The organism is bacterium, from assembly GCA_022763185.1.
GTDB lineage: Bacteria > Bdellovibrionota_G > JALEGL01 > JALEGL01 > JALEGL01 > JALEGL01.
In genome coordinates, this window is sequence record JALEGL010000007.1 from 33005 (window position 1) to 54290 (window position 21286).

General features: G+C 36.7%; 24 protein-coding genes and 3 tRNA genes. 10 read left to right on the top strand and 17 right to left on the bottom strand.

Annotation, left to right across the window (positions count from 1 at the left end):
* The first annotated feature begins 150 nt into the window (after positions 1–150).
* From MRY82_04955 to MRY82_04965, 3 genes are read left to right on the top strand one after another with little or no spacing between them, the layout of a single operon-like run.
* Entirely contained in the window at positions 151–729 is a 579-nt protein-coding gene (locus MRY82_04955) for a penicillin-binding protein activator LpoB (GenBank protein MCI5072276.1), read from the top strand.
* Positions 719–1873 (top strand): tetratricopeptide repeat protein, encoded by a 1155-nt coding sequence (locus MRY82_04960; protein MCI5072277.1) that lies wholly within the window; start codon positions 719–721, stop codon positions 1871–1873. Before MRY82_04955 ends, MRY82_04960 begins: the two co-directional genes overlap by 11 nt.
* A gap of 13 nt (positions 1874–1886) precedes the next feature.
* Entirely contained in the window at positions 1887–2270 is a 384-nt protein-coding gene (locus MRY82_04965; GenBank protein MCI5072278.1) for a hypothetical protein, read from the top strand.
* A 9-nt stretch (positions 2271–2279) separates the two neighbouring features.
* Here the strand turns inward: MRY82_04965 and MRY82_04970 are convergent, their stop codons facing one another.
* The 8 genes from MRY82_04970 to MRY82_05005 all read right to left on the bottom strand — a co-directional run bounded on the left by MRY82_04970 (position 2280) and on the right by MRY82_05005 (position 9810).
* Entirely contained in the window at positions 2280–3596 is a 1317-nt protein-coding gene (locus tag MRY82_04970; protein ID MCI5072279.1) for an EAL domain-containing protein, read from the bottom strand.
* A 70-nt stretch (positions 3597–3666) separates the two neighbouring features.
* Positions 3667–4410 (bottom strand): type II secretion system F family protein, encoded by a 744-nt coding sequence (locus tag MRY82_04975; protein MCI5072280.1) that lies wholly within the window; start codon positions 4408–4410, stop codon positions 3667–3669.
* Complete coding sequence (locus tag MRY82_04980) at positions 4407–5006, bottom strand: type II secretion system F family protein (protein MCI5072281.1); 600 nt, start codon at positions 5004–5006, stop codon at positions 4407–4409. Before MRY82_04980 ends, MRY82_04975 begins: the two co-directional genes overlap by 4 nt.
* Positions 5007–5154: 148 nt before the next feature.
* Positions 5155–6399, bottom strand: coding sequence for a CpaF family protein (locus tag MRY82_04985; GenBank protein MCI5072282.1), 1245 nt, complete (start codon positions 6397–6399; stop codon positions 5155–5157).
* Positions 6400–6410: 11 nt separating this feature from the next.
* Positions 6411–7805 (bottom strand): pilus assembly protein N-terminal domain-containing protein, encoded by a 1395-nt coding sequence (locus tag MRY82_04990; GenBank protein ID MCI5072283.1) that lies wholly within the window; start codon positions 7803–7805, stop codon positions 6411–6413.
* Between the two features lie 161 nt (positions 7806–7966).
* Entirely contained in the window at positions 7967–8683 is a 717-nt protein-coding gene (locus MRY82_04995; protein MCI5072284.1) for a hypothetical protein, read from the bottom strand.
* Positions 8661–9626 (bottom strand): hypothetical protein, encoded by a 966-nt coding sequence (locus MRY82_05000; GenBank protein MCI5072285.1) that lies wholly within the window; start codon positions 9624–9626, stop codon positions 8661–8663. Before MRY82_05000 ends, MRY82_04995 begins: the two co-directional genes overlap by 23 nt.
* Before the next feature lie 96 nt (positions 9627–9722).
* Positions 9723–9810 (bottom strand) — tRNA-Leu (locus MRY82_05005).
* Between the two features lie 142 nt (positions 9811–9952).
* Between MRY82_05005 and MRY82_05010 the strand changes: the two genes are divergently transcribed.
* Entirely contained in the window at positions 9953–10195 is a 243-nt protein-coding gene (locus MRY82_05010) for a ferrous iron transport protein A (GenBank protein ID MCI5072286.1), read from the top strand.
* 8 nt (positions 10196–10203) lie between these two features.
* Complete coding sequence (locus MRY82_05015; GenBank protein ID MCI5072287.1) at positions 10204–12030, top strand: ferrous iron transporter B; 1827 nt, start codon at positions 10204–10206, stop codon at positions 12028–12030.
* A gap of 35 nt (positions 12031–12065) precedes the next feature.
* Here MRY82_05015 and MRY82_05020 read toward each other — a convergent pair whose 3' ends face one another.
* From MRY82_05020 to MRY82_05035, 4 genes are read right to left on the bottom strand one after another with little or no spacing between them, the layout of a single operon-like run.
* On the bottom strand, positions 12066–12521 hold the full coding sequence (locus MRY82_05020; GenBank protein MCI5072288.1) for a MerC domain-containing protein: 456 nt from the start codon (positions 12519–12521) through the stop codon (positions 12066–12068).
* Positions 12522–12566: 45 nt separating this feature from the next.
* Positions 12567–13826, bottom strand: coding sequence for a dihydropteroate synthase (folP, locus tag MRY82_05025; protein MCI5072289.1), 1260 nt, complete (start codon positions 13824–13826; stop codon positions 12567–12569).
* Positions 13827–13851: 25 nt separating this feature from the next.
* Positions 13852–14235, bottom strand: a complete 384-nt coding sequence (locus MRY82_05030; protein ID MCI5072290.1) for a dihydroneopterin aldolase — start codon at positions 14233–14235, stop codon at positions 13852–13854.
* On the bottom strand, positions 14229–14897 hold the full coding sequence (locus tag MRY82_05035) for a CADD family putative folate metabolism protein (protein MCI5072291.1): 669 nt from the start codon (positions 14895–14897) through the stop codon (positions 14229–14231). Before MRY82_05035 ends, MRY82_05030 begins: the two co-directional genes overlap by 7 nt.
* A 102-nt stretch (positions 14898–14999) precedes the next feature.
* Here MRY82_05035 and MRY82_05040 point away from each other — a divergent pair, with 102 nt between their 5' ends.
* Both MRY82_05040 and MRY82_05045 read left to right on the top strand, forming a co-directional pair.
* Complete coding sequence (locus tag MRY82_05040; GenBank protein ID MCI5072292.1) at positions 15000–15890, top strand: LysR family transcriptional regulator; 891 nt, start codon at positions 15000–15002, stop codon at positions 15888–15890.
* A 35-nt stretch (positions 15891–15925) separates the two neighbouring features.
* Complete coding sequence (locus MRY82_05045) at positions 15926–16744, top strand: LysR family transcriptional regulator (GenBank protein MCI5072293.1); 819 nt, start codon at positions 15926–15928, stop codon at positions 16742–16744.
* Here MRY82_05045 and MRY82_05050 read toward each other — a convergent pair.
* The 4 genes from MRY82_05050 to MRY82_05065 form a co-directional block, all read right to left on the bottom strand.
* A complete protein-coding gene (locus MRY82_05050) occupies positions 16741–17121 on the bottom strand; it encodes an ACT domain-containing protein (protein ID MCI5072294.1) in 381 nt (126 codons plus the stop codon). The two genes, MRY82_05045 and MRY82_05050, sit on opposite strands and share 4 nt — an antisense overlap.
* 12 nt (positions 17122–17133) lie before the next feature.
* Positions 17134–17517, bottom strand: a complete 384-nt coding sequence (locus MRY82_05055) for a phage holin family protein (protein ID MCI5072295.1) — start codon at positions 17515–17517, stop codon at positions 17134–17136.
* Positions 17518–17722: 205 nt separating this feature from the next.
* A complete protein-coding gene (locus MRY82_05060; GenBank protein MCI5072296.1) occupies positions 17723–18727 on the bottom strand; it encodes a hypothetical protein in 1005 nt (334 codons plus the stop codon).
* 185 nt (positions 18728–18912) lie between these two features.
* Positions 18913–18989, bottom strand: a tRNA-Arg gene (locus MRY82_05065).
* A 142-nt stretch (positions 18990–19131) separates the two neighbouring features.
* Between MRY82_05065 and rph the strand changes: the two genes are divergently transcribed.
* The 3 genes from rph to MRY82_05080 all read left to right on the top strand — a co-directional run bounded on the left by rph (position 19132) and on the right by MRY82_05080 (position 20607).
* Positions 19132–19845: a ribonuclease PH gene (rph, locus tag MRY82_05070; protein MCI5072297.1), complete on the top strand. Its 714-nt coding sequence runs from the start codon at positions 19132–19134 to the stop codon at positions 19843–19845.
* On the top strand, positions 19842–20447 hold the full coding sequence (gene rdgB / locus MRY82_05075; GenBank protein ID MCI5072298.1) for an RdgB/HAM1 family non-canonical purine NTP pyrophosphatase: 606 nt from the start codon (positions 19842–19844) through the stop codon (positions 20445–20447). The genes rph and rdgB overlap by 4 nt, the downstream gene beginning before the upstream one ends.
* 83 nt (positions 20448–20530) lie before the next feature.
* A tRNA-Pro gene (locus tag MRY82_05080) sits at positions 20531–20607 on the top strand.
* Positions 20608–20739: 132 nt separating this feature from the next.
* Here MRY82_05080 and MRY82_05085 read toward each other — a convergent pair.
* A partial coding sequence (locus tag MRY82_05085; GenBank protein MCI5072299.1) for a site-specific integrase occupies positions 20740–21286 on the bottom strand: 547 nt, incomplete at its 5' end.

Genomic DNA, 21286 nt, shown 5'->3' on the forward strand with positions numbered 1-21286 from the left:
ATTTGTCTTTTCCATATAATTTACCTAAAGTCGTCATAGGTTGCTTTTGAACATGAGAGCCGATAAAATATGCTAAGATTTATTAAAAATGGGTAAATGTTCAAAAAAAAGAAAAATCCCCCGGAATTAGCAAGTACATAGGAGAATGGAATGAAGAAAAATATAGTATTAATGGCATTGGTTGTTTTTTTGGGGGCGTGTGTTCCCAAAACATCACGCGTTGGCGTTGCAACGGATGAACCTTTTTCGAGTACAGAAACATCCAGTAAAGATTTGTTGACGGTAACAGAAAAAATGGCAGCTTCATTGCTAGAGTTACCGCAGATTAATAATGCAAAAAATCCGGTAAAAATTGCTTTTGTGGATGTTAAGAATGAAACCAATGAAATTATCAATAAAAATTTATTCATTGAAAAAATGCGCACCATGCTCATGAAAAATGCCAAAGGTAAAATGGTTTTTTTGGACAGAGAAATATTGGCTGAAATCAATGCTGAAAGAGCAGATAAAAGAGCAGGAGAATATACATACTCTCAGCAAGCTAAAAAGTTGGGTGCGGACTATTTTTTAACCGGTAAGTTATCTTCCATTGATAAAGTTGGAAGTGGCAAACGCTCAACCTATACTCGCTATGCTTTTAGACTGACCAATACAGAAACAACTGCCATTGTTTGGGAAGATGACTACGAAGTGAAGAAAGTTGGCTCTTACGGCCTTTATGATCGTTAAAAGTTACAGAATTGTTTTGTTGTGCTTGGTTGCTGTTGTCTTAAACAGCTGCTCTGTTGGCTTGCCTGTGAAAGCCGTGAATGATTATTATGCATGTTCGTATGATCAAGCTTATGATACTTTCATGGCTAAAGCGCAAACAGCAAAAAATAAAGATAAAGCCGTGTTTTATTTTGCAGCATTGAGCGCTGCTTTTTCTGCGCAGCGTTACCAAGACGTTGTCAGAATTGGTAGTCAGCTGGTTGATTTTTCATGGTCTAATCAGGTCGGTAAAAAGCAAGGTAAGGCTTCTTTATTGAGTGCACAAGCTTTACGGTACTATAAAGGTGAGCCATTTGAAAAAGCCATGGTCTCGGTTTATACAGGTATCGCTTTATATCAACTGGGACAGTATGATAATGCCAGAGCTTCTTTTGCCAAAGCCAACTTGGCCATTGCCAACAAATATAAAAAAACGGGTGAATCAGACTTTGCATTAAGTTTGTTTTTATTGGCTTGGATGTATGCACAGCAAGGTGAAATGGATAATGCTAGAATTCTTTTGGACAAGGCCAGAGCACGTTTTCCCGACAATCCTTATTTAAAAAACCTAAAGCAGTTGCAAGATAATAACCTATTGGTGATCCAACAAAGAGGTTTGGTGCCAAAAAAAGTGACAACAGGACCAGGCGATAGTTTGGTTGCTTGGCAACAAAGATCTGATGAACGTTTTGCTAGCCCGAGTATTCGCGTGAATAAACTTGTTAAGTATGACTTGTTTGAATTGGGAAATTTATACTATCAAGCCACCAGCAAACAGGCAACAGGACAAGAAACTGTGCAGGCGATAAAAGGAACTTTAAGAGAGGCGGCAGTTATAACTGCCGTAGCCGCTAGTCATGAAAATGCTAGTAAAGAGGCACAATGGGTTGCTCTGGGTGCCGGACTTTTTGCTGTGGCCAATCAAAGCCAAGCCGATACCCGGCAATGGGAACTTCTACCAGAAAAGTTTTATATGGCGAATATAAAGCTTGAGCTTGGTCAATACCAAATCCAGTCCAGTATGGGGCATGAATACACAGTAAAAATTACTGCTAAAAATCCGGCCAAAATTTTGTTTATCCAAGAAAATGCATGTAAACCAATGGGGGTAAAAACCCAGTGATAAGGAGTAATTTATGAAATATGTTGTAGGATTGGTTTTAAGTTTGTTGTTATATGCTTGTCCTCCTTATAGAGTGAATGAGGTGAATAACCCTATTCAAAATCGAGAAAAAATCACATTGACAGACTTGGTTTTAAAAAATTTAAATTTGGTATCGTTGAGTTCTGATAAAACAGACAGTGGAAGGCTCAAAGTAATTTTGGAAATGCAAAATGAGAAAAAGAAAGATATTTGGACCGATATCCAAATTACTTTTTTAGATAGCAATAATACAGAAATTGAGCGCAGCTCTTGGGAAAGCTTTAATTGGGAGAGACGCGCTGTTAAGACCTATACCAAAACAGCACTCAATGACAAAGCTGCAGACTATAGAGTTTTTATTAGAAAAATACGTTGATTGGAAAGTTTACGCTTCAATCATTAAGGCATTGCATTCTTTAGGTGTTGAAAACAAAAAGCCTTGGCCAAGAATCAGGCCCATATTTTTAAGCAGTTCAAAATCTTGGGTCTGTTCAATGCCTTCAGCAATGATTTTTGCGTTAATTTTTTTGGCTAAGAGAGATAACATCTTTAGCATTTCTTGTTTGACTTTGTTTTTGTGAATGCCATTGACCATAGAAATGTCGCATTTAAGGTACTTAGGTTTTAACTCAATAATCGCTTCTAGGGCAGAGTAGCCGGTTCCGGTGTCATCAATAGCAAAAGAAAAGCCTTGTTTCATATAATACTGAGTTGCAGCAGCAAAGGTTGCATAGTTCTCTATGGCATCGCGTTCATTGATTTCAAAAACGAATTGATCTGGCTTTTTATTTAAACTTTTTAAAAAGCTATTCATTTTTTTACCTTTAAACTCAGGGTCATAGATGGTCGTTGGCATGATATTGATAAAAACTTTATAAGGGTCAGGGATATTTTGCGCCGCTTCTATCGCCTTGAGCCGACATATCCTATCCAATTCAAACAACAAACCCACTTCTTTGGCCATAGAAAACAGGGCATGTGGACTTTCTAAGTTGGTTCCTTTAGGCCCTCGGCTTAAAGCTTCAAATCCCATAGGTTTATTGCTCTTAAAGTCCATAATAGGGTGAAAAACGGTACTTAAGTTTTGACTGATGATGATATCTTGTATGCGCTCTCGGTATTTAACTTTAATGGCAGGTAAAGAAGCCCGGGTCATGTTTTTGACATCTTCAACCATGCGCAAAATGGTCCTTCGAGGATGAGTTAGCTCATTGTACAAAGTTAGAGAACTCCCCGTGAGGATTTTAGGTATTCTTTTCATATAGGGTTGTAAAATGGGCATAAACTTTGAACTGCATTGAAAACGAATATATTTAGATAGTTGTTTGATTTGGTATCGACTCAAGTATGGGTCATCGCTAAGACTTTCATGAAAAAAAAATAAAAAAGAAGGATGTCCAACATCTGAGAAACAAACGCTTGTATTTTTTGGGTATAGATGGCCTCTTTGCTTTTTTATAAAGTGACATAATTTATGCAAAACTTGGGTATAGGACTCGTAGCCATTCTCATGTTCAATGATATCCAAGTCATTTAAAATCAAAATCATGAGTCCCAGAGATTTATTATCCTTCAACTTTTTTTCTAGTTTGGGTAAGATTTCAAAGTGATTGGGTAAGGCTTCAGTGAATTGAGAAGGCATCTGTTCCAGTATAGCATTAAATGACCAAGAAAAAGAAGGACAAAAGCAGATTATATTCATTTAAATATGTTTTATGTATCGTTTTTGAGAGTCTATGTTTTTTTAATTGTTTCTGGAGAGTGTTTAAATCTTATTGTTGTAAGAAAGAGAGAAGGATAGGCATAAAAATAACAATAAAAGTAACTGGAAATATACAAATCATTAGAGGTGCAAGAAGTTTTACGGGTATTTTTTGAATTTGTTGCTCTGCATACAAAAAATGTTGATTTTCAACATCTTTTGCAAAAGATTGTATGCTGGTAATGATGGGGGTACCATATTGAATTGACTCAATAACAATATTACAAAATGTTTGAACAAGTTTACTGGGGTATTTAAGGTTTATTTTTTTTACAACAGTATCTAATGCAGGAATGGTATTAGAGTAGTGGGCAAAGTCTGTAAGCATTTTTTTTAAAGGGCCTTGCTCTAGACATAAGCTTATTTTTTCTATGGATTGATAAATACTCATTCCAGTTTGAAGTTGGCTTTGCAGCAAGTTAAGAAAAAAAGGAAAATCTAGATCTATAGTTTCTAGGGTTTGGATCTGCTTGCGACGTAGCCATATAATGTATGTCAATAAAAGTATAATTGGCCATACAATAATAAATATTGCATTCATAGAGAAAATATAGAAAAAAAATAAACTTAATAACAGGTAAGTTAAAAGCAATTGTTTCAATAACTTAAAATGCTCTGCTGCGGATAGCTTTATGAGTAAAAATTGATTGATGAGCTTAATGGTTAATATCTGATGTTTATTCAGCCGCAATAACAGTTTATTCCACAAAAACACAAACAACCATAAACAAGTGATGTATATAAAGAATATCATTGTATATAGTCCTTATTTACAAGCGCTGTAATCCAATAAGCACCCAAACCTAATAGAATAAAACATAGAGTTAATGAAACTTTGCCTAAACTTTGAGTGAATAGCGGTAAAATAAAGTTAGGTGAGATCATATAAAGCACTAAACTAAAAAATATAGGTAATGCAATGCAAACGTAGGCTTGTAGTTTGCTTTGCGAAACCAAGCTTTTAAGTTTATTTTTAAGATGGTTTGATTGGCGGACTTTTCTTAGTAGAAACTCCATTTGCTTTAACAAAGATTGTCCACTTTCAATGGAACTATGAATAGATATTAAATACTGTTTTAAGCTTTTGTGACATATAGTTGCTGCAGAGTTAAACAATAGTGCTGAAAAGTCTTTGCCTGTATGTATACCTTTAACAATAGATGTTAGCTGGTTTTTTAAAAAAACATGAGAAGCTTTATAGCTTAAAATAAAGGCTTGTTCTCGGCTAGTCCCTGCTTTCAAATGACGAATAAAAGTATCGAAAAAATCAATACAATAGCTATCCATTCGTCTGCAGTGGTAGTGTTCAATAAAAACTGGATACAACTTGTGTATACACAAAGCAGTCATTATCGTTACAAGAAATAATAAATGAATTGAAAAGTGTAATGAGATTAAGAGTAAGATAAAGCTTACTGTGAGTACATTACTGATTTTGTAGAAGCTCATAAGTGAGTAAAAAGAAAATAGAAGGGTTAAAAAAACAAATACCATCATTTTAAGCCACTTTGGTTTGAGTTAAAATACTTCTCAGTTGATTTTTTTGGTGTTCAGGTAATTTTTGTAAAAAGCTAGGGTAATGCTTACTCCATTTTAAAGTATTTTGCTCTTGGGTAAAAATATCCAACAAAGAAATAAGCTCTGTTTCCATATGTGAAACTTCAGTTATATGAGTTATACTTCTTTGACCATTTTGGCTTCTTTGAACGTATACAATAAGATCTATCGAAGAGACGATTTGTTCTCGCAATGCAGAAGTTGGATAAGTGTAACCTGATAATAAAACTAGATTTTCAATCCTTTTAAGGGCATCTCTTGGGCTATTGGCATGCAAGGTTGTCATGGACCCACTATGACCTGTATTCATAGCTTGTAGCATATCCATAGTTTCTTCACTCCTGCACTCACCCACAATAATTCGATCTGGACGCATACGCAGTGAGTTTTTGAGTAAATCTCTAATGGATACCTCGCCTAAATTTTCTGTATTTTTAGTTCTTGTTTCAAGTTGTATGACATGGGGCTGTTTTAATTTAAGTTCAGCAGAGTCTTCAATACTAATGATGCGTTCAGATGGGGGTATAAATTGTGACAAAATATTGAGCAGTGTTGTTTTTCCGCTGCCAGTACCACCTGCAATTAAGATATTTTTTTTATGTTGGACACAAAATTTTAAAAAATTTGCGCTGGATGCGGATAAAGATTTTTGGTGAACCAATTTATCTAAGGTTATTGTTTTATGCATAAATCGACGTATGGTCACTGTTGTGCCATTGAGAACAAGGGGGTGAATGATAGCATTTAAACGCGAGCCATCTGGTAGACGGGCGTCAATCATTGGAGAGCTCTGATCAAGACGCCTATTAACCAGACTTGCAATTTTATTAATGATATTGCGTAAAATTTTTTCAGAAGAAAAAAATAAAGGGCTTAGGTGCAATTGGCCATTTTGCTCATAATAAATAGTATTGGCCCCATTGATCATGATTTCACTTACCTCGGGTGCACAGAGCAAAGTATCGATGGCGCCCAAACCAGTGTTTTCACTGATAATGAATCCAAGCAACTGCTTATGTTCAGCTAAATTTTTATATTGGGGGTTCTTGTAACAAAAGTCATAATAGTTTTGAGTGATTAAGGTTTTTATTTGCTGGGTATTGTGATTTTCAAGCTTGGTTTTTACAAAGACTTGATCGTTTAAGTGTTGGTGGAAGGTCTGGATAAATTTTATGTATTCACGCATTGTATGGGTCCTTAATCAAAAAGTGAAAAATGATAATCTTTGGTGTTAATGTTTAGGGTTTTAGAATGTTTAAGAAGCTTTTGATGGTATTTTTCTTTGACACTGTTGGAATAGGCCGTAAGCAAAATAAAAAATTGGCTTTGCTTTTTTTGAAAACTTCTGCTTTTGAATAATTCACCCAAAATAGGAACGGTTCCTAAGACTGGAAAACGTTTTATGTTTTTCCGCATTCTATCTTGAAAGAAGCCGCCTAAAACAATGGTTTGATTAAGTTGGGTTTGTGCTGAGGTTTGCAAGTGGTGTTCAATAATACCGGGAATACCTTCTATAGAAACAGAGCTGTCCAAGTCGCTGATTTTAATTTTTAAATCTAAGAGAATATTATTGCTGGCATGGATATGGGGTTTAATTTTAAGTGAAACGCCATAGGGTTTAAACATAACGTTTGCAACACGTTCTGATATTAACCGGATGGGGATTTCTCCACCGGCAAGAAAAGAAGATACAAAGCCATCTCGACATAATATTTTAGGGTTGGATAAAACCTTGGCTTTCCCATTTTCAGATAGGGCTTGAACAATAAGATTTAAGTCGCTACCGGTAGAGATTGTGCGTTGCAATAAAGTGTTGTTCAAAGCAAGGTTCGCTTGGGCTGAAATTGTATCTGGCCATTGAATGCCTATGTTCTTGATGGCAGAGTTGTGAACTTCTAAAAACTTAACATCAATGAAAACAGAACTTTTTTTAGAGCTATGAATATGGATACCATCATCAATTAAAGGGTAAAGGCTTTTAGCAATTAGCAATACCTTTTTTTTGTCCTGAAGGTGATTTACATAACCTTTTAATCTAAAGTACTTGCCTTGAGGTTCAACAAATATATTTTTGTAATGATATTGGTGGATTTTGGTTTGCAAAAGTTTATGTAAAAAAACGAACTTTTTTTGATTAAAGTGAGTGAGGTCAATAATATTATTATTTTGCTGTTTTATTGCTTCCAGTAGAGCCAAATCTTTAGGCTTAAAGAGAGTCCCCTTAATGAGGTATTGATTGGATTGCTTTTGTATATAAAGGGTTTTTATTTTTTGTAGTTGTTTGATTTGCTTTATGAGAGATGCATCGTTGCTTTTGTTTCCTACTATAACAATGTATTTGTACTTTTGTTGATTTTTTCGCCAAATGACTAAAGATGTAGAACCAGTTTTAATACCGGTTAAAATAATTTCTTTGTTATTTTCTATGATGGTAACATCTGCAATTTTAGGGTTGCCTATAGATACACGTATTATATTGTCACCGGGTATAACTTTTTGATGGCCAAGGTCTAAAAAAATATTTTTTTGTGCATACAAAGAAGGTAAGGCTAACAGTATTATTATGAGTGATATAGCCAGAGTGATGCGCATGTTTTAAGCTTAAAGCAATATAAATGCCAGCATACAGTGTGAATAAATACGCTTAAATTAACATTTAAAGATGCGCAAAGCTAAAAGCGATCGATTTTCTTACACTAGCAGTTTGAATTTAGATGTATCAATAGGTAAAAGAAAGTTACAAAAGATAAAATTTATTCAGTCAAAGTGAGTCTGATGGGTAACTTTACAGTTTTTAAATGCCATCGGTTTTTATTGGATCGGTTTTTTTCCATGTATTTGACTTGAATAGATATATGAGCAGGGTTTCCTTTGTTCCGAATGATGTCAGTATGAATATAGCCTCCTTGCCAACAGTCTTGTTTTGGCTTGAAGTAATATTGAAAAATTGGAATACCTTTGATGGATTGAAAAGGAATTGTTTTTGTTTGAATTTGCGTTAAGTCGGTATGAGCTTCCTCCCAAAGCTGAATAACTCGACCAAAATTGATAGGTTTTGCATCGCTAGAGGTGTTGTTTTCTGAAAAATTTGCATTTAAACGCCATTGAAACTTTCGATTGTCAGCCAGTTGATGTCTTCTTTTGCTGATGTGTCTTCGGCTTTTTGATTTACTTTCAAAGTTTTCATACATGTTTTTCAAGTTCATAGCGCAGTAATTTTTATCACGTCTGTGTGAGAGCGCATGAAAAACTTTTATGTTGAGGTTCCCGTTTTCATCATAGGATTCAATTAATGTGTTGGCACTAAGATCAATTTTATCTAAAAAACTATCATTGGCTAGCTGGCTGGAGTCTATGTCAATAGAATAGAAATAGCTTTCTATGGCCTTGGCCTTAGAGCTTATGACGCAGTTGATTGATAACAGTATAATAAGTAAGTTTTTTATTTTAATATTCGCCATTGTTGCCATAAGCATAGCCAACTCTCTCAATCAATTGCTCTGATCTATTTTTTAAGTTTATCCAGCGTTGGTGAGGAGAGTTATTATTTTTATAATCACTAAAATTAGAAATCTTTTCTAACAAAGGTGTTAGACCGCTCATGATATTTCTCTTAATGGTTTGGTTAAATGGACGACCAAGCATACATGCTCTAACTGAAAGATAGCGATCCTTAATTTTTTTATAGCTAACTCTATTAGCAATATTAAGGTTTTGTTGTATAAAATTGAATGCTTCATTTGTCAGTTGGTAAGCATGGTAGGGATTGTAACTTTTTAAAGCCTCAAAGTTAAATTGATCTTCTTTTAGTGAGTGAAAAAAGCCTTGATATTGCTGAGCATCGTATACAATTTCAGTACATTCAGAGTTTATTTTTTCTGGATTACTTTCTGGAATTGCATTGATCTTTGCTACCGTTTGTTGAATGTTATCCAAGTTAAGATTTAGGTCCTCAATGCAAGTATCAGGCAAAATTTCATGCAATGAACTGATGTATGTGCTTTGATCAAGGTACCTGAAATAAGCTTTTCGACTATATTTGGGACTATAAACATCTGGAGCAAGAGCATCAACAATCAGTAAAAACACGCCACCACTTTCCTGCCACGGAAACTTAACATACTTTTGTTGAATAATGGTAGAGGCTTGTACTTTTAAAGTTTCAGACTCTTGAGCATGAACAGATATAAAGCCGCAAAATAAAACACTACATAAGACTATTTTTTTAATTTTCCCCATAACAGCAATTAACCTAGCAAAAATTATACAAAGCGTCAAATCAAGAATGAGAGTGGTCTTCATTGAGTATGTTTGAAGAGCATAGTGGGTTATACTTTTAAAAAAAGTGGTACCGGAGCCCGGAATGGCACTGTCTCGGCTTGCTGAGGCAAGCTTCCCAGTATTCCGTCTCAAAAAGCAGTGCTTTTTGTTCTTCCTAACCGGGCCAAATGTTGAATTGCAAAACTTGAAGAACAAAATAATTTCTGCCCTAAAGGGCAAAAATTATTTTGGTACCGGAGGCCGGAATCGAACCGGCACAGCTTAATAAGCCGCAGGATTTTAAGTCCTGTGTGTCTACCAGTTCCACCACTCCGGCACAGAATTAGGTTAAGAACCTAGTAGAATAAGCTCAATACAGACTTTAAACTTATTTTGCGAGGATTTTTTATTTTTTTCAAAAAATGTATTTTTTTTAGATTGATATTGATTATCAATATCCAAAAAGGTATGGGCATAGGGTGAAATTATCCGAAGTGCCAAATAAAAATATGCGAGTCAAAGTTTCAACATTCAATCAAGGCTACAGTCAAAAAATTATTGAACGCCTAAGAAATTTGGGGATTGTAGAAAACAAAACAATCTCAATATTGCACAGCTTACCTTTTGGGGGCCCCGTGGTTGTACATGTGGGGTGCTGTGTTTTTTCTTTATCAAGAGAAGTGGCACAGTGGGTAGAAATTGAACCCGAAGCAAGTCATTAAAGGTGTGCATGTCTAAGCAAAAACATAAAAAAATTCTTTTGGTAGGAAAACCGAACTCAGGAAAATCTTTATTATTTTCAAAACTCACAGGAGTTAGACAAAAAGTGTCCAACTTTCCCGGCGTGACGGTTGAAATTAAGCAAGCCCAGTATAAAGAGTTCCATTTGGTTGATTACCCGGGTATTTATTCCTTGGATAGCATTTCTATTGATGAAGAAATAGCCATTAACTCTCTCCAAAGCGCTTTGGAGAATGAAAAAGATGAACTTACAGCCGTTGTTTGCGTGGTGGATGCCACGCGTTTTGATATGAGTATGTCTCTTGCTTTGGATATACGCCAAGAATGTTTAAAACACAGTGTTCCCATGATTCTAGCATTGAATATGATGGATGAGTTGGAAAAGAATAATCTTCACGTCAACCTCAAAGGGATAGAAGAAGCATTGAATGTACCGGTAATAGGGATGTCAGCTAAAACCAAACAAGGTTTTACTGAGCTGTACAATGAAATTAGCCGTGTAGGCTTTAAAGACATGCCTTTGCCTAGCTTTAATAAAACTAAACAAGAGCTCTTAGAAGAGCTGAATCAAAAATTTGCTCCAAAGTCAGATGTGTTGATTGCCAAACAAAATTACTTAGATCGAGTATTTTTATCCCCTTGGCTGGGCGGTGTTTTGTTTGCTTTGGTCATGTTGTTGGTGTTTCAATCTATTTTTACCTGGGCAGAACCCTTAATGGTGGCGGTAGAAAATATCTTTGCCTTTTTAGGGTCTTTGGCTTTGTCTACGCTCTCTGAGGGTGTGGCTAGAGATTTTATCATTGAAGCTTTAATTGAAGGTGTAGGTGCGTTTGTTATTTTTGTGCCGCAAATTTTTGTTTTAACCTTTATCATTGGCATTTTAGAAGACAGTGGTTATCTGGCCAGGTCAGCTATTATTTGTCATAGAATTTTAAGCTTTTTTGGGTTTTCTGGAAAAAGTTTTGTGCCACTGCTTACCGGTCATGCCTGTGCGATTCCAGCTATTTTGGCGGCTAGGACCATTGATTCTCCCAAACGCAGATGGATTACCATGCTGACTGTGCCTTTGACGGCGTGTTCTGCGCGTTTACCCGTATACAGTTTGTTGATTGTGACCTTAATTCCAGCGAACGCTATTGTTGCAGGCTTTTTGGGTTTAAGAGGCTTATTGTTTTTTGCATTGTATGCCTTTGGTATTGCGATGGCTCTGTTGGTGGGAGTTTTGATTGATCGCTTCTCAACCAATAAAGATGACAATGACTATCCGTTTATTTTGGAGTTACCGCCTTATAGAGTACCTGGAATAAAACCCTTGTTGCAAAAATCATTTAGAGCGGCTTGGTCTTTTTTATCAGGGGCAGGTCCCATGATTTTTGTGGTCACGGTTATTGTTTGGGCCTTGGGTTATTTTCCTAATTATGGTGAGTCTTTGGAGCAATCTTATTTGGCCAAGTTGGGTCATTTCTTTGAACCGGTTTTTGCACCCTTAGGCATTGATTGGAAATATGGTGTAGCCATTTTGGTGTCATTCCTGGCCAGAGAGGTCTTTGTGGGTACTTTAGGAACCATGTTTGGTATTGAGTCTGCGGATGAAAATCTGTCGAGCTTGAGTGAAAAGATTCAAAACAGTGGCTTTTCTCTGGCTTCAGGTATAGCGCTTTTGGTATTTTATGCTGTTGCCTTACAGTGTGTATCCACTGTAGCCGTATTGGCCAAAGAATTAAAAAACAAATGGCAAGCATGGGGTGTGTTTGTGGCCTACGGAGTTTTAGCCTATATTATGGCTTTGATCACCTATATGTTTTTTAATGGATAATTTTGCTTATCTAATTTTTTTAGAAAGTTTGATGATTAATGTTGGTGACAATGACCTTCCCAACACTTGTATTTTCTAATGGTCATGATGTGGCCAATAAAGAGCATTAAACCGCCTATGATAAAACATGCTTCTTCCCAAATATGATTATGAGGGTGGCTATGCTGGTGTTGATGTGTTGGAGAAAAACCTTCTGGTGGTAGAAAACCTAAAGCGGTAACTGCAATACCAAGAATGAGTAAGGCAAAAATAGTTTTGGATTGATGCATTTTATAGTGACGCAAAATAGTCCATAAGGCCAATGCTGTCATAGCAGCAAAGAAGCTGATATGAACCCACTGATTTTCAAAATACTTTCCTAAGGAAGGTAAAGAAACCAATAAGATGGGGGTCAGTAAACAGTGAATAGCGCATAAGCTAGAGCAACAGATACCAATAAGATCAATGTTTAGCTTTTTGTTTTTTTTATGACCCTGCTTAACCACTGGCACAAACTATATAAAAGTTAAATTAAAAGCAAGCGCTTGTTGATAATTTTATCCACCCCTATATTGTACTTTTGTATGTTGGTATGCGAGCCATGCTCTTTGATGCAAAGGGGCTTGGTGAACCCTGAAAATATCAACAGCATGCTGAGATAAGGCCATGGATATGCCAATGCTTTCATAATCTCTGGCATGGGCATCCAGATTACAAAATAGCTTCATAAAAGATTTTCTGGAGTGACCGATAAGAAGCCTACATGGAATATCATTGAACTGATCAAGGTTTTGTAAAATTTTTAGAGATTGAGAGGCCGTTTTGCCAAAGCCTATGCCGGGATCAAAAATTACTCTTGAAACATCAATGTTGTTTTTATCCAGCAACGTTAGTTTTTGATCAAGCCATTGTTTTAAAAATACAATGGGATCCGTATCGTGTGCCATAACATTTCTAGGGTCTACCGGAGCATTTAAACTGTGCATTAAAACGTAATCGCAGTTTGTTTGTTGCAAAGTAGAAAACATTTCAGGATCTTTAAGTCCACTAACATCATTAATGGTGTGAAGTTCAGTTTGCTCATGAACAAACTGAGCAACTGAAGCATGCATTGTATCAAGACTTAAACGCGGTTTAAGTAAAGTTTGTTGATTAAAGTATGTATTCCATAACTGTAAAAAAGGTTTGATACGTTTTATTTCTTCTTTAGGAGAAACAATGTCAGCATTGGGTCGTGTTGAAGCCGCGCCAATATCAAGGTATTGAATGGTATGCTTTTGAATGGTGTCCAATTGTTTTAAACACGTTTCATCATTGAAAGCTTTGCCATCTGAAAAAGAATCTGGGCTAAGATTTAAAATATGCATCCATGCTGGCATGTGTATAGATTTAGATTTTTTTAAAATTTTAAGGGCATCGTTTTTAGGGATATCGCTTGGATTAACAATGTCCAACAAAGGCTTTAAAACAAAGTCCCGTTCAAGCAGTCTTGGATGCGGGATGGACAGGCTTTCTGTATCAACAAGGGTCTGTCCATAAAATAAAATATCTAAATCAATGGGTCTAGGTCCCCATTTTAGGTTTAAGTCACGTCCTAGTTTAAGTTCAATGCTTTTGATTTTATTAAGCAAACTTTGCGCTGAAAGCTCTGTACTCAATCTAAGAACAGTATTTAAATAGGGTTTATTCCAGTGGTCAGGTGCATCAAGAGGCAGCATGGCCGGGGTCTGATAAATGGGAGCAACTTCAATGGGGCCAAGGCTATGTTTTTCAAGTAAAGTCAAGGCTTGAGTAAAATACTGCTGTCTTGGTTCCATGTTGGAACCCATGGCTATATAACAGTTAGTCAATCCAATCTCCACAGGTATAGCTTACGCCATTGTTATAGCTGTCTTTAATAGGAGGGGTTAATTTCAAGAGCTTTACTTGGGCTTTGCAATTTTGTGGAATATGTTGTGAAACAATATCAAAAAACTGACGACAAAGTTTTTCAATGAGTTCGTATTGATTTTTTTTTACATCATCCTGTAAAGCCTGAGATAATTTTAAATAGCATACTGTATCGTTAAGCTTGTCGGTTTTTTCCGCTTGGGGATTGTCTGCAAAGGCTATTTTTATGGTGGCGCTTACTTTTTGCGCATGGTAGCGCTCTTGTTCAGAATCGCCGAGGTGCACCCAAAAATGAAAATCATGCAAGGTTAAGCATGAAGAAGACTGGCTTAGCATGCCAGCTTCTCATCATAGTCATTCATTTCTGTTAGAAAATTCCAAAGAGATTGAGCTGAGTGCTTTGCTGCATCTAAAGCATGTGATTGTTCATCCTCAGAAAGTTGATCAAGAAGGTCTTCACACGCTTCTCTGTGAATAACATCTGCACTTTGGTGAACTTTAAAAAAGGCCAGGCTTTGTTCATCGTTAATAGCATAAAACTTTTTTAAACCGTCAATTTTGGTTTTTGCAACTTCTGGCACTTGATATTCATAAGCATAGAGAGATGCTAGACCTTCACTGTAAGAGCTGCGAGCATATTTAAAAAAAGTATCAATAACGGTGTTAATGGCTTGTCCACCTGTGTGCTGATCTAAACGTTCTGCATTAGCGCCAACACCGTTTGCAAAGTCTGCCCATAGTTGTGGATGGTCTTTTCCCATAGAGCCTTCTTCTTCATTTAGATTTTCAAGTAAGATTTTTCTTTTTGTGATGTCTTCACATAAAGAATGGGTAGCGCTGATATAGCGGGGAAAAGCTTTAACATGCTGGTAATATTCTTTGGCGTAGTGCTGTAAAGTTTCAGCTTTCAGTTTGCCTTCGTTCCATTTTTGATAAAATGGATGCTCAAGTAAATGATAATCTGCAATGCTTTGCTTTAGCTTTTCTGAAAATGACATGGGCTCTCCTTGGTTAAATTTTTATTAGATTAAGCGGTGACGCTTGATTTGAAAAGCTAAACATATTAAACATTTTGTTAAGTTATGCTTAACAAGATAGATTTGAACAAATTGAATGTTTTTTTTGTGGTGATGGAAAGTAATTCATTCAGTGATGCAGCAGAAAAACTTAACGTTTCAAGATCTGCCATTAGTCAGTCCATGACGATCTTGGAGGGGCAACTGGGTTATGGTTTGTTTTTAAGAAAGTCACAAAAAATATACCCAACTCAAAAAGCACAAAGGATTTTTGAAAACTTAAAAGAATATCAGCATAGTTTAGCGCTTAGTTTAGTGCATGAAAGTAAGCGTGAAGAAGACATTGGTGGTATTGTTAAAGTTGGTGCCTATGAGGATTTTGCCAAAACCCACTTAAGTTTGGCTGTAAAAAAATTTCACGAGCTTTATCCCAATGTCATACTGCAATTTAATTTTGCTGCCCCAAGTCAGCTACAGAGCATGTTGGAGGATAATCGTTTAGATCTATGTTTTTCTATTTTTCCCAGTCAAGGAGTGAAATCCATAACAACAAAGAAAATATACACTGAAGACTTGATTTTATTGACCCCTGAAAACTATTTAAATGAATGCAAACAACTAGAAACATTGATTGAATTACCCATTGTGGATTATTTTCCCAAGCATATTCTGTTTAAGCGTTGGGTGTATCAGCATTATAAAAAAAGACGTTCTAAGTTTAATATCAAGCTTTATGCCGCTTCTTCAGAAATGGTTTTGCAATGTATTGCCGATGGTCTCGGTATTGGAGTGGTCCCCAGTTATGTCTATGAAAAAAGACGTCTGGCCTTGCCAGATGTTTTTAAGGTTAGCCCCAGTAAAAAAAGTCTAAAGGATTATATCTGGCTTAATCAGCATAAAAATCAATACAGTAGCCAGGCGCATCAGGTTTTTTACCAATATATCGTGCACTATTTTGATTCCTATATTGAATAGTATTTAATTAATGATAATATAATATAATATAATTAATGATTGAGCATGTTCAAACCCTAAAAGCCTTGTCAGACTTTAAAACCATGCATAAAGCAGCAACGGCTTTGCGCGTTAGCCAACCCACAGTAAGTAAGCGTATTGCTCAGTTAGAGCATCAGCTGAATAAAAAGCTTATTCAAAAAAATGGCCGCAATGTTGAGTTAACAGCTGAAGCATTGAAGATTCTTGAGCAAGTCTTGCCCCATTTAAGTGCTGTAAAATCTATTTTGAATGAACAGCCCAATCATAGCTTGAAGGCTATGCATGTGGGTTTTTCTGAGTCTGTATTGATTGCTCGTGGTGATTTTTTATTTAAAAAACTTGAACAACAAAAACCAAGTGTACAACTTATTCCGCATGCGCACAGAAGTCCTGTGGTTTTAGATAGGGTAATGTCTGGAGAGTATCTGTTTGGTGTATGTGCGGGTAATGCCAATAAGGTAGGAAGCATGACGGTTAAAAAATTGTGTGATGAAGCCATGGTTCTTGTTAATCCTGAGTTGGATAGAAAGCTTATGGGAATTGAACAATCTTCTGAAACTATGCAGTCTATTGCACGGCAATTGCAAAAACAAAATTTAAGGCCAGACTATTTTTTGGAATCTTATGCCGCTATAACCCGTTTAGCACAAAAGAAGCTGTTTAGAGCTATTGTTCCAATGAGTTTATGTGAAGCGTTTAAACTGCCAGAAAAGCAGTATAAAGTCTTAAATATAAAACGACCATTGATTTTTGTAGCACGACAAAGCATTTTTCAGCGTAACGACGTTCAAACAATGTATCAAATACTAAAATGTGTTTATCGCATAGTTTAGAAATCAATTGCAACGGTAAAGCCTGTCTCAGAAAGTGCTTTACAAGCCTGGGTAAAGTCATTTGACTTCACTAAGATATAATCTGTATCAAAAGTAGATATGGCAAATAAGCTGATTTTCTGTTCAGCCAAAGGTTTGGTCAGTGAATACAGAATGCCAGTTAATGAAAAGTCCAATGGCCCTTCAACTTTAAGCGCGCGCCAATCTTTTTCATGTTGAATATCTTTAGGTACATTGTTTTGTGAGCAGACAATGGAGAGTTCATCTTGGGTTTTGTTGATGGAGAAAAACTCAGAATGATGTGCCCATTCAGGTATAGGGTCAGATGGGTTAAGTCTTGCTATAGCAAAGGTTTCATTTAAAGCAGTAAGTTTCATGTCAAATACAGCTTATCGAAAATAGCCCACATGCATGTTTTTAGGCTCATTTTTCTGTAGCATAGCATTGATGAGCATAGAAAACAGACTCATTAATAATGCACCTACGATGGCTGAAAAAATATTGGTGATATAGTAGCCTTTGACAAGACCAGCTACCAGCCAAAAACTTAAGCCGTTGATGACCAAGAGAAAAATACCAAAGGTAAACAGAGTCAAAGGTAAGGTTAGGATGATCAACAAAGGTTTGATAAAACTGTTGATCAGACCAAAAACAGCACCCGCTGCAATGGCGGCCAAGATACCATTAAGCTCAATGCCCGGAATGATTGAAGAAATAACAACAATAGCCAATGAGTGCAGAGCCAAACGGCTCCAAAATGTAGATTGAATCATAATGCTTGCAATATATACACTCAACAAAGTTTGGCCAGTGAAAAATTATAAAATTTTTAAGATTGCCTATCAGTAACCATAGGCCCGGAGCCGCTGAAAAAGAAAACAGACGAACGCCCGACCCCCACCCAGATTCGTAGTCTGGTGCTCTATCCAGCTGAGCTACGTGTGCAATTGAATCACCTTGCTACAAAAAAAAGCCTAACTATTGAGAGTTTACAATAGTTATCATGGCTTTAAGCGCATATATTGTATCCCATATGCTGTTACGAGCTTTTGTGAAGTCTTTTGCAGTGTTATGATAAACGTCCTGTTGAATGCCTTTATGATAGGCAAACAGCATTGCAGGGTCTTTGGCTATGACATAAGGAGGGTTTGGACTGGAAGACAGAGATAAGATTGCTGTAAGTACAACCGGATTAAATTCTACAACGCTTATAACCGCAGGTGCAACCTCTCTTAAGTTCTGTACAAAGCGCGTTTCCGCTAAGTTCATTGAGAAATACTTTGGTTTTAATTCAGCCAAAAGATCACGAAATTGCAGCGCTTCTGGATAAGGAACCAAGCCCTTTTCTACCCCTTCTTGAAAAACATCTTGACCTTTTTGGCTGAGGCGAAATGTTGCATAATCCTCAACTTTAACCCATTCAATGAGACCATTTTTTTGTGAGTTATAAAGCGTAAGTGCCAATTCTTTTGAAAATGCTGTTTGTGCTTTATTTGAAAAGAAATCAAGAAAATCCTTGGTATCATCCCACTCAGATTTAGAAATAGTAACCGTTTTATAACCTTCTTGGAGCCTACTGTCGTCTTTCCATTCGCAACCCAATAGCAAAAATGTATAATCGTTAATGATTAGCTTTTCAGCATTAGTCATGTTCGCTTCCAAAGTGAGAGAATATTTTGAACATGCTTCCCAACAAATAGGGTTCAGCTCATCGAGGACCAGGGCATTTGGATGTGAGAGTAAGTAGGGTGCTGATGGTACAAAAATGCGTGCATTCACTTCTTTGTGCGACAAATCAATGTTTTTTCGATTGAGAATATAATCCCAGGTTAATTCTGTTCCAGGTTGTCTGGGATTCATAAATTGAGATTTAGGATTTGGATTAAAAGAACACGTAGCTTCCCAGCCAGAAATAGCAAAGCTAGGTTCAATACCAAAACAAACAATTAATCCTCCAACGGCTTTTAACAAAAATGATTTCATAGTTATTTTCCCCTAAAAAGTTGTGTAAAAATACAATATAATGCAATGCAAAAAAAATCAAGCTGTGTTTTACATGATGAATTAGAAATACCAGTATTTCTACAAAAGTAACCGGCTACCTTTTGATAGAGCGAGATTGATTGAATTAAAATATGGATGTAGATAGGTCGATGAGCTTCAAATAATGGCGCACCCGGAGCGATTCGAACGCCCGACCCCCAGATTCGTAGTCTGGTGCTCTATCCAGCTGAGCTACGGGTGCATGTGAGAGGCATAGGTACAAATAAACCGATCATTTGTAAAGATAATTTCCTAAGATTGGTCAATAAAAGACAATAGGCTACCTTTTAGATTGAATTACTGAAAAAAGTTGATCTGTGCCCCCCTTGAGTTACAAGAGCTCTATGCCACAGAGAAAAACAAACGAACTGCGTTCAATAGAAATTACTCCAAATTATATTCATAACCCCATGGGCTCTTGTTTGATTAAAATGGGGCAGACTTGGGTGCTGTGTACGGCTTCAGTAGAAGAAAAAGTGCCACCATTTATGGAAAGAAAAGGCAAAGGTTGGGTGACTGCTGAGTACTGTATGTTGCCAGCATCTACACACACCAGGTCTAAACGTGAAGCTAAGTCAGGCAAGCAAAGTGGCAGAACGCAAGAAATTCAACGTTTAATTGGTCGTTCTTTAAGGGCTTGTATTGATGAGCGTTTGTTGGGTGAAAGAACCATCACCGTGGATTGTGATGTCTTGCAAGCCGATGGCGGAACACGGATTGCTTCTATTAACGGTGGTTTTGTGGCCATGTCTATTGCTATTAAAAAACTGATGCAAAAAGGTAAAGTTGAGCATAATCCCATTCGCTCACATGTTGCCGGAATCAGTATGGGGCTTAAAGATGATAAAGTCTATACAGATTTGGATTATGATTTAGATTCCACCTGTGATGTTGATATGAACCTGGTTTTCTTGGGCAATGGCTCATTGGTGGAAATCCAGGGGACTGCAGAAAGAGGAACTTTTAGTTTTGAGCAAACCCAAGCCATGTTGGGACAAGGTTTTGAAGCGGTAAAAGAAATTGTTAATAAACAAAGCCATGCCATAGAAACAGCATGAATATTTGCATCGCCACACAAAATCAAGGAAAACTCAAAGAGTTTCAGTATTTGGCTGAGCAGTTTTGCCCGCAAGTTTCTTTTTATTCCATTAAAGAATCCAGACAAGATAATGCTCCAGAGGTGGTAGAAAATGGCAGTACTTTTTTAGAGAATGCGAGCATTAAAGCCAAGGCCTATGCCCGCTGGTTAAAGAAACCCTGTCTCTCAGATGATTCAGGTTTGGTGGTAGATGCTCTAGCAGGTGAGCCGGGTTTGTATTCAGCCCGTTATGCAGGGCCGGATGCCACGGATGCAGATAATAATGCAAAGTTATTGCATGAGATCAAAGTCAAACAACTAGTAGATCCTAAAGCCAAGTTTGTTTGCGTTTTGGCCTATTACAATCCTTTGACCGAGCAGATGCTAACAGCAGAGGGTGAGTTGCATGGTTGTATTGTTTCTCAAACAAGAGGAAATCAAGGCTTTGGCTACAACCCTTTGTTTTATGTTGAAGAACGCAAGAAAACCTTGGCAGAGATGGATATGAAAGAAAAGCTCAGTTTGGATCACCGTTCCCTAGCGTTTCAGGCTATCAGTCAAAAATTACAAAGTATCCTGTGATAATAGCGATATTAGGTTGACTTTTTTTCTCAGGCACTCTAAATAATGTGCTCTTTATCAGTCAGCAAGACTGTCTAAAATGTCGGGGCGTAGCGCAGCCTGGTAGCGCACCTGCTTTGGGAGCAGGGGGTCGTTGGTTCAAATCCAATCGCCCCGACCACTTATTTTCTAACTATCTAAAATCATTTGATAAATTTTAAAAATAGTCCTTTTGGGAAAGAAATGGGAAAGATAAAAAAATTTCATTGCTGACGGTTTTATTGTTTTGAACAAACAGCTCTAGAAATTAATATTATCCAGCGCTGTTAGCTCTTTTTGAATTTAGAGAAATTACATTATCAGATCCTCCATTATCAGGAGAAGGGTTGGATTTTTTAATTTTACCAAATTCAAAATCAACAATGGCATCACGTTGAGTTTGCTCAGTGACTTTTGCATAATGCTGAGTGATACGAAGATCCTGATGTCCTAAAGCTGCTTGAGCACCACGAATATTTCTTGTCTGGTTTGCATAGATTGATGCAAAAGAATGTCTTAAAACGTGTGTAGAGCGGTCAGGAAGGCCTAATTTTTTAAAGGCACCTTTGTATGCACGTTGGATAGCATTATACTTAATCAATTCACCTTTTCTGTGAAATACCAATTGTTGTCCTGGGTTGAGCGCTTTCCATTCAGTCAACAGTTGAACCAATTTTTCGGGCATGACAATTTTCCTAAAAACACCTGTTTTGGTGTTTTCTCTGATCTTGGGTTGTTTGGTCCAAAGATCCCAATTGCATACTCTTTTGATTTCTACTGTTTGACTTTGAAAGTTCACGCAGTCCCACATTAAACCACAA